This window comes from Solirubrobacter ginsenosidimutans (genome assembly GCF_027587205.1).
Genome location: NZ_JAPDOD010000003.1, coordinates 183,515 through 195,945 on the forward strand (window position 1 = coordinate 183,515; position 12,431 = coordinate 195,945).

The 12,431-nt window shown below is 69.3% G+C and carries 5 protein-coding genes; 2 read left to right on the plus strand and 3 right to left on the minus strand.

All coding sequences use genetic code 11. The features are described 5' to 3' along the window. Positions 1-3: 3 nt before the first annotated feature. From OM076_RS05730 to OM076_RS05740, 3 genes are read right to left on the minus strand one after another with little or no spacing between them, the layout of a single operon-like run. Complete coding sequence (locus tag OM076_RS05730) at positions 4-723, minus strand: cupredoxin domain-containing protein (RefSeq protein ID WP_270038527.1); 720 nt, start codon at positions 721-723, stop codon at positions 4-6. Further along, complete coding sequence (locus OM076_RS05735; protein WP_270038528.1) at positions 720-2,225, minus strand: multicopper oxidase family protein; 1,506 nt, start codon at positions 2,223-2,225, stop codon at positions 720-722. The genes OM076_RS05730 and OM076_RS05735 overlap by 4 nt, the downstream gene beginning before the upstream one ends. Next, entirely contained in the window at positions 2,225-3,010 is a 786-nt protein-coding gene (locus OM076_RS05740) for a cupredoxin domain-containing protein (protein ID WP_270038529.1), read from the minus strand. Before OM076_RS05740 ends, OM076_RS05735 begins: the two co-directional genes overlap by 1 nt. Before the next feature lie 214 nt (positions 3,011-3,224). On the opposite strand from OM076_RS05740, the gene OM076_RS05745 reads away from it, so the two are divergent. Together OM076_RS05745 and OM076_RS05750 are read left to right on the plus strand one after the other, a co-directional pair. Next, positions 3,225-6,956, plus strand: a complete 3,732-nt coding sequence (locus OM076_RS05745; RefSeq protein WP_270038530.1) for an OmpL47-type beta-barrel domain-containing protein — start codon at positions 3,225-3,227, stop codon at positions 6,954-6,956. A 17-nt stretch (positions 6,957-6,973) separates the two neighbouring features. Further along, positions 6,974-12,376 (plus strand): OmpL47-type beta-barrel domain-containing protein, encoded by a 5,403-nt coding sequence (locus tag OM076_RS05750; protein WP_270038531.1) that lies wholly within the window; start codon positions 6,974-6,976, stop codon positions 12,374-12,376. Positions 12,377-12,431 lie beyond the last annotated feature (55 nt).

Genomic DNA, 12,431 nt, shown 5'->3' on the forward strand with positions numbered 1-12,431 from the left:
CCGTTAGCGGACCGTCACCCGCAGCTTGCGCGCCTTGGACCTGTTGCCGGCGAGGTCGACGGCCACGAGCGTGACCGTGTACTTGCCGGCGCGCAGGCCCTTGGCGTCGAAGTAGAGCGCCCCGTGCCCGCTGACGGCGTAGGTCTTCACGCGCTTGGTTCCGCGCGAGAAGACGATCCCGGTCACCGACTCCTCGGTGACCTTGAACTTCACCCGCGCGCCCGTCCCGCGGCGCTTGGCCGACACGGCGGTCAGGCCGGGCTTGGCCGTGTCCAGCGCCACGCCGGTCTCCACCGGCACGTCGGCCGGCGCGTCGTTGGCGAGCGGCTGCGCGCTCAGCGGCGGGGGCGGGGGAGCGGGAACCTCGACCGGCGCCTTGGACACCGTGACGGTGCCCGTCATCGTGTCCTTGTGGACCGAGCAGTAGAAGTTGTAGACGCCCTCGTTCTGGAACGTGTACGACGCGGGCGGCGCCGGCACGCCGAGCGGTGAGGAGAACGACGCCCACGCCGCGTCGGCGTCCGACGCGCCGTTGGCGGCCGCGTGGTGCGCCTGGACGGTGCCGTCGAACGTCCACTCGACGGTGTCACCGGGCGCGATCGCGACGTTCGGACGGTCCCAGACGAGCGCGTCCGAGGCCTTGATCACCTCGGTCGTCGCCGCCGCAGGCGACGCCAGCGCCCCGAAGGCGACCAGCGCGATGCCACACACCCGCAACCTCATTTGGTCACCTCCAGCTGCAGCATCATCGCCTTGTCGCCGTGTTCCAGCGAGTGGCAGTGGAAGACGTAGCGGCCTTCGTACGGCACGAACCACGGCTGGACGGTGACATCCTCGCCCGGAAGCACGCCCACCGTGTCCTTCCACCCGCGCTCACCCGGATGGACGACGCCCGAGCTGCGCTCGACGACGCGGTAGAGCATCCCGTGCAGGTGCATCGGGTGCACCCGGTTGGACGGGTTGTGCCACTGCCACAGCTCCGAGGTCCCGAGCCGCGTGGACACGTCGATGCGGTTGGGATCGAAGCCCCGGTTGGCGATCTGCCACTGCACGCCGCCCTGGGTCAGCAGCGAGAGATCCCAGCGGTGCGTCGCGTTCGGCGCGGGCAGCTTCTCCAGCGTCCGCATCCGCCCGCGCGGCATCCGCGCCTCTTCGGCGCCGCCGCCGTCGACGACGTCGAAGCGCATGACGGACTTGGTCGTCCCCGCGTCGGCGGCGACGTTCTGCAGCACGATCTCCGACCCCGGCTTGAAGCTGCGGAAATCGATCAGCACCTCGATCCGCTCGGCCGGGTGCAGCGGGAAGCTCGAACGCGCGACCGGCGCCTCCAACAACCCTCCGTCGGACGCGATCTGGAGCATCTGGCGGCTATTGCCGAGCCGCAGTTCGTAGGACCGCGCGTTGGACGCGTTGAGGAAGCGCAGCCGGTAGATGCGGCGCTGCACCGCCATCCGCGGCGAGACCGCGCCGTTGACCAGCATCGTGTCGCCGCGGAAGCCGAGGTCGACGTTCTCCGCGTAGCGGAACGAGCCGTCCTTGTTGAAGGCGTGGTCGGCGAGCACCAGCGGCACGTCGTACTCGCCCTGGGGGAGCTCGAGCTCCTCCTCACGCTCGTCGTGCAGCAGGTAGGTGCCGACGAGGCCGTAGTACAGCGTCCGCGCCGTGCGCCCGTGGGCATGGTCGTGGTACCAGAGGAACGCGGCGTCCTGCTCGTTCGGATACGTGTAGTCGAACGAGGCGCCGGGCGCGATGACATCCATCGGATGCCCGTCGTGCGCCGCCGGGACGTACCCACCGTGAAGGTGCACGTTCGAGTCGAACGTGAGCTGGTTGTGCTGGCGCACGATGGCGGGACGCCCCTTGCGGGCGCGGATCGTCGGACCGGGATAGACGCCTTCGTATCCGTAGATCGGCGTCTCGAAACCGGGGAGGATCTCGGCGAGCCCCTCCTTGATGTCGACGTCGTAGACATCGACGCCGTTCTTGCCCGACACGGGGGCGAGCTCGGGAGCGATCGGCAGGTCGCGGGCGAACGGGGTGAACGGCGAGCTGAACTGCGCCCGCCGCGCGGCCGACGTCTGCAGCTTCGCCGAGGTCTGCACGCTCGGGCCCTTCAGGGACTCGGTCGTGCCGAAGGTGCACACGAGCGCGATCGAGTACGAGCCGTTGCGCAGGAAGTCGCGGCGCGAGGACCCGGCGTCATGCGGGGGGCGGAAACCGGCCATCAGCGCGTCACCCGCACATTCCCGCGCTGGACGGCGGCTCGGTTGCCGCGCGCGTCCCGCGCCTCGACTTCGACGGTGTAGCGGCCGCGGACGATCTTGGTGCCGCGGATCGTCACCGACCAGGAGCCGGCGCGCTGCGAGAGCCGGGCGGTGCGCACCGTCGTCTTGCCGTGCTTGACGCGGATCGTCACCGACGCCTGCTCGGACAGCGAGAACGAGACCTTGGTGCCATGCGCGACGGCACGCAGCTTGAGCTTGGACACGCTCGGCGGCGTGACATCGGCGCGCGAGGTCCCGAGCGGGGCGGGAGTGGTGCGATCCGAGCCGACCGCCGTCGGGGTGGCCGTCGCGGTCGCGGTCGGCGTGGCCGTCGGCGTCGCCGTGGCGGTCGGGGTCGCGGTCGGCGTCGCCGACGCCGTCGCGGTCGGGGTCACCGCGGCGCCGGTCACGGTCACGGTGCCCACCATCGTCGCGAGGTGCACCTGGCAGACGAAGCGGTAGGTCCCCGGCTTCGTGAAGGTGTAGGACGCCTGCCCGCTCGAGACGAAGCCCGACGCGAACGCTGCCCAGGCCGGATCCTCGGCCGGCCCGGTGTCGCCCTTGACGTTGTGCGTCGTGGTGCTGCCATCGAAGTCCCACGTGACCTTCTCGCCCGTGGTGACGGCCACGTCGGCCGGGGCCCACGTGTTCGAGACCGTGGTCTTGACGACCTCGTCGGCCTTGGGCTCTGACGCGGCGGCCACGCTGACGCCACCGACGACGCAAGCCACGGCCAGCACGGCCATGGCTGCCCGCGCTGCGCCCCTCCTTCGATGACCCATGTTCTCCTCCCGCACGATTCTCCCCCCTGCGCTGCCCATCCGACCAGGTACTTCGGACAACAAGCAAACCAAAGCCGCGACCTTATTTCCAGATGAGTGGTAGCTTACGCCAAGTCGTTGCAGAATGCCGCAGGGGGAGAAACGGGAGGGGCGGATGCGGTCCTTGAGGACGTTGCTGGTGGTTGGGGTGCTCTTGCTGGGTGCGCTCGCGGGTTCCGCGGGGGCTGCACCCGTCCAAGATGCACCCGCCGACGTCGCTTCGTGCGGCGTCGACGAGTTCACGACAACAGCGCTTGACACCACGCGCTGGAACACGATCGTGCGGCCCAACGCCGCCGGTTACAGCGTCTCCGGCGGGCAGCTGAAGCTGCGCGCCCTGACGGGCGACATGTACGGGGATCGAGCCACCGCGCAGAACCTCATACTTCAAGACGTACCGAATGGTGCGTGGACTGCCACTACTAAGCTCGACTCGAAAGCTTTCAACCGTGAGGGCCAGCAGGCGGGTCTGATCGTCTACAAGGACGATTCGACCTTCAGCAAGTTCACGGTCATCAACAAGGGCACGCAGGGCCGCTGGTTCGAGCACATCTTCACGGCCGACAAGGTCGCGCGGCTCGAGATCGGCACCGACACCACGCCGCCACTGAACGACTCGTTCCCGGCGCTGGTCTCGATCCGTGTCATCTCCGACGGCCAGACGATCCGCGGCGAGTACTCCGGCGATGGCATCACCTGGGCGCCGATCGGGCGTCCGGCCAAGATCGGCAGCGGCGTCAAGCTCGGGCTCTACGCGGCTGACAACGCACAGGACGGCCCGGAGGTTCCCTTCGAGTTCGTCTCGCTCAACGCGCAGAGCGACGAGTTCAGCGGCACCGACCTCGAGAAGTGCCGCTGGAGCCACATCGAGCGCGAGGCCCCGGGCGGCTACCGCGTGGCCAACGGCGCCCTCGAGATCGACACCGGGCTCGACGAGGTCGACGGCACCGCGCCGAACCTGATCGGCCAGCCCGTCCCGGGCGGCACGTGGCAGGCCGAGACCAAGATCGACCTGACGACGACGCTCGAGGGCCAGCAGGCCGGCCTGCTGCTCTACAAGGAGCCCCTCAACTGGATCAAGGTGGTGCTCGTCGACAAGGGCGCCTCGAGCCAGATCGAGTTCGTGCGCGTCAAGGACGGCCAGTACCAGCTCGACGCGCCCTTCAACGTGGCGGTGCCCGACTCGCTGACGAGCTTCTACCTGCGCATGCGCTCCAGCGGGGCGCTGGCCACCGCGCAGTACTCGACCAACGGCACGACCTGGATCGACGTCGGCAAGTCGCGCGACATCTCAGACCTCGGCGCCGGCTACCTCGGCCCGATGGCGCTGCGCGGCGAGGCCGTGACGCCGGTCACGGCGAAGTTCGACTACGTCCGCGTCGCTCCGTCGCCGGTCGTGCCCTGCACGGCCAACGGCACACCGGAGGCGGGCTACGAACGCCTGTGGAACGGCCTCGACCTGGCCGGCACCACGCAGGCCGGTCCGGGCGGGTTCGACATCGTCAACGACGGCACCGAGGGCTGCCGCCTGGTGAGCCAAGGCGGTCTCGGCCTGCTCTGGTTCAACACCAAGACCTACGACAACTTCGTCCTGCGGGCGCAGTTCAAGACCGCCGACGCCACGGACAACTCCGGCATCTTCGTCCGCTTCCCGAACCCGGGCACGAACCCGCAGATCGCGATCGACTCGGGTCACGAGATCCAGATCCGCGAAGGCGTCGCCGGCGACGGCGAGGACCAGAAGACGGGCTCGATCTACAACACCAAGCGCGAGATCGCGCGCGCCGCCAAACCGGCCGGGCAGTGGAACGACTACGAGATCCGCTACGAGAAGGACGTCTACACGATCACGCTCAACGGCACGGTCGTGAACACGTACACGAACACGACCGGGACGCACGCGCGGGCCGCGGGCTACATCGGCCTCCAGAACCACAGCACGGCCGACGAGGTCTCCTTCCGCAACGTGCGCATCCAGCCGCTGGCGGTGGCCGCGACGAACCTCTTCACGACGGTCGGCATCACGACCAACGCGACCCGCGCCAACGGTCAGATCTACCCGCCGACGAACCCGTACTCGCTGCCGGCGGAGCAGATGCCGCCGTCGGGCACGGTCGGCGTGGCACCGAGCGATGCGTCCGACGACGTGCCGCTGCGGATGCCCGACACGACCGGCACGAAGCCGAACTTCGCCGGGATGGTGGGCCAGGTGTTCACGCTGCGTCCCGCCGACCAGAAGCCGTACACGAAGCTGCACTTCTTCGGGACGACGACGGACGGCGGCCCGGCGGGCGGCGACTTCACGCTGCGCTACAGCGACAACACCACCGCCACCGTCAACGTGCAGTGGCCGGACTGGTGTGGAAACGCCACCGCCAGCGCGCACTTCGCGATCGGCAAGCTCAACGGCCGCTACCGGGCGAACAGCACGGGTGACACCGCGGGCTGTGGCATCTACCACTTCCCGGTCGACAACCCGCAGCCCGCCAAGACGCTCGTCTCGGTGACGTTCCCGACGGGTGCCACGACCGGCACCAACACGCGGGCCTACCTGATGGCGCTGACGCTCGAGGCCACCGGCGCGATCTTCACGATGCCGGACCTCTCGGGCCAGGTCGCCTTCCCGGACGACAACAAGGCGCCGACCACGTCGGCCACCTTCAACCCGGCCGCGCCGAACGGCAACGACGACTGGTACAAGGGCGCCGTCCGCGTCACGCTCAACGGCGTCGACGAGGCGGGTGGCTCCGGCGTCGAGCAGATCATGTACCGCATCGACGGCGGCGCGCCGCAGGGCTACACCGGCGCGTTCGACTACGCGACCGAGGGCGAGCACCTCTTCGAGTACCGCTCGGTCGACGGTGCGGGCAACGCCGAGACCTATAAGCAACAGCGGCTGAAGGTCGACGCCAAGGCACCGACCACGACCACGCTCCTCACGCCGGGGAGCCCGCTCGGCGGGGACGACTGGTACGACGGTGCGGTCACGGTGCGTCTGAACGCGGCCGACGGGGCCGGGTCGGGCACCGACGAGATCCGGTACCGGATCGATGGCGCCGCGGACTGGTCGACCTACGAGGAGCCGATCGTCGTCCACACGGCCGGCGAGCACGTGATCGAGTTCAGCTCGCTCGACATCGCCGGCAACGAGGAAGCGGTCAAGTCGCTGAGCCTGAAGGTCGACGAGACCGCGCCCACCACGAGCGTGCGCCTCAACGGCGCCGACCCGGTCGCGGAGTACACGTCCGCGGTGCGGGTCGCGTTCACCCGCGACGACGGCGACGGGTCGGGGGCGGTCGAGACCGAGTACCGGCTCGACGGCGGCGCGTGGACGAGCTACAGGACCAACGGAGCGTTCGACGTCACGGGCAATAGCGGGCACAAGGTCGAGTACCGCTCGATCGACCTCGCCGGCAACGTCGAGAACTTCAAGTCGCTGATCTTCGTGATCCGCCCGCCCGCGACCCTGCAGTCCCCGGTGGTCATCCCACAGGCGGCGCCGGCGCCGAAGCCGAAGCCGTTCGCCTCGCTCGAGGACCTCAGCTCGAAGGTCTCGACCGTCTCCGCGCTGCGCGCGGGGAAGGTCAAGGTCAACGTGAGCTGCCAGGCCGTCGACCGCGGCACATTGAGCCTGAGCGTCACCAAGGCGGTGGCGAAGAAACTCGGCCTCAAGAGCACGACGCTCGCGAGCGGTTCGCTCCGCTGCGGGGCGCAGGGCAGGGGGACATTGACGCTCAAGCCGAGCACCAAGGTCAAGCGCGCGCTCGCCAAGACCAAGGGCTCGATCACCGCGACGCTGACGCTGCGCCTCACAGGCTCGGCCGGCGTCGCGCGAGACACGCAGACCGTGACGCTGGAGGGGAAGTCGTGAAGTCCAGGGGGAGGAACATGAAGAACACGCTGCGAGCGCTGCTCGCGAGCGCGCTGCTGCTGTTGACCTTCGCGGCCACCGCGCAGGCCCAGACCGTCAAGGTGCTCGTCTTCCACGGGCCGCCGGACGCGACGACCACCGCCGGTACGGACGCCATCAAGGCGCTCGGCACCGCGAACAACTTCGGCGTCGACGAGGCGGCCGCGGCGACGGACATCAACCCGACCAACCTCGAGAAGTACCGCGCGGTGGTCTTCCTGAACACCGCCGGCGACCTGCTCACCACCGAGCAGGAGGCCGCGCTGCAGCGCTTCGTCGAGGCGGGCAACGGGTTCCTCGGCATCGGTTCGGCGGCGCAGGGCGAGTCCGGCTCGTTCTTCGACGGCCTGATCGGCGCGCGCCCCAGCGCGGGCAGCTCGACCGCGACCGCCCCGAAGCTCGTCGTCCCCGGCGACCGGGTGCACCCCGCGACGCGCGACCTGCCGCTGCAGTGGAACCGCTCCGACGTCTGGTACCAGTGGGCCGCGCGGGTCACCGGCACCGTGCACGTCGTCGCGCGCTACCGCGCTCCCGGCGCGCCCGCGGGCGATGCCACCAAGGACACGGGTGACAACGACACGGCGATCTCCTGGTGCCGCGACTACCGCGGCGGCCGTTCCTTCTACACCGGCATGGGCCGCACCGCGGCCGCGTACGGCGAGGCCGACTTCAAGAAGCACCTGCTCGGCGCCCTGCAGTGGACCAGCGGCCTGACCCGCGGCAACTGCAAGGCCACGATCAACGCCAACTACAAGGGCACGAAGATCATGAGCGCCGGCCCGGAGTCCACGGGCCTGGTCACCAGTGGTGAGTCGCACGGCATCGCGACCGCCAACAACGGCTGGATGCTCTACATCGGCCGCGGCGACTGCCGCACCAACGCGGAGCGCGGCTCGCTCCTGGGGCTCTCGTCGCTCGCCAAGACGCTCGACCACCGGGATCCGAACGTCGGCATCGGCTGCGGCACCGTCCACATCTACGATCCGGCGGCCTCCAACGGCACCGAGAACAGTGGCATCACGCTCGCCGGCAAGCTCGCCGTGTACGGCGACGGCGGCACCGGTGACGAGGCGACCTCGGGCAACAACCACAAGATGGAGTACGGCCTGATCGGCATCGCGCCGTCGCCGGACTTCGCGACCACGGGTCACATCTACCTGCAGTACTTCCCGAGCTTCAACCCGGCCTCGACGCCTCCGGGCCTGGCCGCCGATCGCCGCGCGTCGAAGATGTCGCGTCCGCGCATCTCGCGCTTCACGATCAACCTGCAGACCAAGAAGCTCGACCTGTCCTCCGAGGTCCGGATCTTCGAGTACGACGCGCAGATCTACTCCTGCTGCCACGTCGGCGGCGGCATGGGCTTCGACTCCAAGGGCGACCTTTATGTCACCACGGGTGACACCAACTCGTCGCAGGGCTCCAACGGCTACTCGGGCAACAACCCGACCGCCAAGTGCCCGATGGGCACGGCGCCGTTCAACCCCGTGAGCGCCAACTGCGGTCCGCTGAACTTCTCCTACCAGGACGCGCGAAGGACGGCGGGCAACACCAACGACTACAACGGCAAGATGCTGCGCATCAAGCCGAAGGCGGACCTGCCGGACGGCCAGCAGCCCACGGTCGGCGTCGGGACGACGTACGACATCCCGGGCGCCGATGCCCCGAACGGCCCGAACCTGTTCGACGGCACCGAGGGTGGCGGCGGCAAGACCCGGCCCGAGATCTACGCGATGGGCCTGCGCAACCCGAGCCGCCTGTCGATCGATCCCAAGACCGACATCCCCTACACGGCGTGGGTCGGCCCGGACGCCGGCGCGCCCAGCCAGACGCAGGGTCCGTCGACCTACGAGAACGCCGCGCAGATCACCCACGCCGGCAACTACGGCTGGCCGTACTGCATGGGCAACAAGCAGCCGTACCGCGACCGCCTCGACGGCGGCGCGCTGCGCACCGACAGCCCGTCCGGCTACTTGCCGGGCGGTCCCGCCACCGGTGGCACCGAGGGTTGGTACGACTGCGACAACCTCCGCAACGATTCGCCGAACAACACCGGCCTCGTCGTGTTCCCGCACGCGACCGGCACCGGCGCCGACGCCGGCAAGGTCCGCGGCAACAACCTCTGGTACTCGCGCGGCAACCCGGGCTCCAACAACGGCTGCCCGGACTTCCCGCGTCCCCGCGGTGCGGGTACCGCGCCCGACTACGGCGCCACGCCGACGTCGCTGTGCCCCTACGCGCAGGACAACGGCATGACGATCATGGACGGCCCCGTCTATCGCTACAACGCGACCGCGACGGACAACTCCAAGCGCTGGCCCGAGTACTGGGACGGCCGCTGGTTCCTGCACAACAACGGCGGCCCGTCGATCAAGCACGGCCTGCTGCTGGACCCGGCCACGGCCGGCACCGGCGGCCTGCCGATCTACGCCGACAGCCTTCGTGACACGCTGACGTGGAGCAGCGGGTCCTACATGGACTCCAAGTTCGGCACCGACGGCGCGCTCTACGTGCAGACCTACGACGGGTTCTTCACCGCGGGTCCGGGCGTCAGCATCTATCGCTACGACTACGTCGGCGGAGCCTCGACCCCGAACGCCGCGCCGAAGGGCGTGCCGATCGGCGAGTACAGGGTCCGCTTCTCGGTCGGCGGCTCGGGCGGCGTCTCCTACAAGTGGGAGTTCGGCGACGGGCAGACCTCGACCGAGGCCAACCCGACCCATCAGTACGCCGAGGCCAAGCGCTACACGGCCAAGTTGACCGTCACCTACGGCGACGGCGGCACCGACGCCAACACGGTCAACGTCGACGTGCTCGCGCAGGCCGACGAGACCGCTCCGACCACCACTCCGGCGTTCAACCCGGCGGCGCCGGGCAACGGCGGCACGTACACGCGGCCGGTGACGGTCACGCTGACGGCCAGCGACGGCGCGGGCGGCTCGGGCATCGACACGACCGAGTACCGCGTCAACGGCGGCGAGTTCCAGATCTACACGGCGCCGATCACGCGCTCGCAGCCGGGCGACTACACCGTCGAGTTCCGCTCGACGGACATCACCGGCAACGTCGAGGCGACCAAGACCGTGACCTTCACGATCGCCGTGCCCCAGAACTGCACCCCGAGCCTCAACGACGAGTTCAACGGGACCGCGCTGGACGGCAAGTGGCAGGTGCTGCGCCCCGCGCCGGCCTATCGCACCTTCAACGGCGACGGGCGGCTGCGGATCACGGTCCGCAACGGCGACATGATCGGCGCGACGGCGAGCGCCCAGAACGTCCTGCTGCAGGACGCCCCGGACGGCAGCTGGCAGGCGACGACCAAGCTCGACGTCTCGACGCTCACCACCGCGGGCGACCAGGCGGGCTTCGTCCTCTGGACGAGTGAGAACCCGAACACGTTCGCCAAGATCACGTACATCTCCAAGGGCACCACCCAGCAGTACGAGTGGGTGGCGACGCGCAACGGGGCCTCGCAGATCTCGACCGGGCCGTCGATCCCGACGCGCCCGACCGATGCCTACCTGCGCCTCAGCGCCAACGGCGCCGGCACCTACATCGCCGAGGGCTCGACCGACGGTGAGACGTGGCAGCAGATCTCGGCCCCGATCACCGACATCGGCGATCCGACGAAGATCAAGGTCGGCCTGAAGGTGTCCAACACCCAGGACTCCACGACGCGTTACGCCGGCTTCGACTACTTCCGGGTCGACTGCTCGGACAAGATCGCGCCGACCACCACGGCCACGCTCGACGAGGCCAAGCCCGACGGCGAGCTCGGCTGGTACACGAAGTCGCCGGAGATCACGCTGGCCGCCGACGACGGCGTGGGTGACGGCGTGGACAAGGTCACCTACAAGATCGACGGCGGCGCCGCGACGACCTACAAGGACCCGTTCACGGTCGCCGGTGAAGGCGAGCACGTGGTCGAGTACTTCGCGACCGACAACGCGGAGAACGTCGAGTCGATCAAGAAGGTCGCGTTCCGCGTGGACGCCACCGCGCCCAAGACGACGGTGGACGCCAAGCTGGCGAACGCCGAGAACGGGCCCGCGACGGTCACGCTCAACACCGACGACGGCAAGGGCTCCGGTGCGGTGCTGACCGAGTACCGCGTCGACGGCGGCCCGTGGACGACGTACATGGCCAAGGAGGAGCAGATCCTCGACGGCACCGCGGCCTCGCTGGCGCAGTGGAAGCAGGCGGGCGCGGGCAACTTCGAGCTGATGAACGACGGCTCCGGCGGGATCAACCCCGTCGGCGGCCTGGGCATGCTCTGGTACCCGAAGCCCTACGGCGACTACAAGCTCAAGCTGCAGTTCCGTGAGGGCCAGGGGACGAACGGGTTCTCCAACGGCGGTGTGTTCATCCGCTTCCCGAACCCGGAGCAGTCGCCGCGGACCGATACGTGCGCCAAGACCGGCTCGGCAGCGACCGACAACGCCTGGGTGGCCATCTACTGCGGCCACGAGATCCAGATCTACGACGGCACGACCGGTGAGACGCGCAAGACCGGCTCCGTGTACACGTTCGACAACAACGACATCGACGAGATCGGGCCGGCCAAGCCGCGCGGCGATTGGGAGGACTACGAGATCGACGTCGTGGGGCAGAAGTTCACGATCAGCCGTAACGGCGTCGTGATCAAGGTGTTCGAGAACGCGCCGGGCAAGCAGTCCGACCGCGGCGGCGACCCGCCGACCGACCTGCGCCAGTTCGCGCAGGGCTACATCGGCCTGCAGAACCACGGCGGTGCGGACGACATCCAGTACCGCAACGTCCGGATCGAGGATCTCTCGCCCGGCGCGCGCGGCGTCGTCACGGCGAAGCCGTTCACGGTCACGGGCAAGGGCCCGCACACGATCGAGGTCCGCTCGACCGACGCCGCCGGCAACCAGGAGGCCAAGACGCCGTTCGGCTTCGAGATCGGGGCCACGACGCCGCCCGGCTCCACCGGCGACGGGTCGACGCCGCTGCCGGTCGTGCAGCAGAACCCGATCAGCCCGACGCTGCCGGTCATGGCGGCCTCGACGGCGACGGCGAAGTTCGGGACGATCTCGTCGAAGATCACCCGCGCGACCTTCGCCAAGAAGGGCGTCGCCGTGCCGATCTCCTGCACCGGCGCGATGGACGGCTCGGCGACGCTGACGGTCTCGTCGGCGGTCGCCAAGCAGCTCAAGCTGGCCAAGACGACGTTGGCCAGCGCCGACGCCAAGTGCTACGGCCCGCACTCGATCAAGGTGAGCCTCAAGCCCTCCTCATCGCTGGCCCGGGCGCTGGCCCGCAAGGGCGGGCCCAAGAGCGTGAAGCTCACGCTCTCCGTGCAGATGCGCGTCTTCGGCAAGGCGCCGCAGACGCTCAGGAAGACGATCACGCTGAAGCGCTAGGCGTGTGGGCGCGGGGCGGCCTCCGGGCCGCCCCGCGCGCAGCTTTGCCACGATC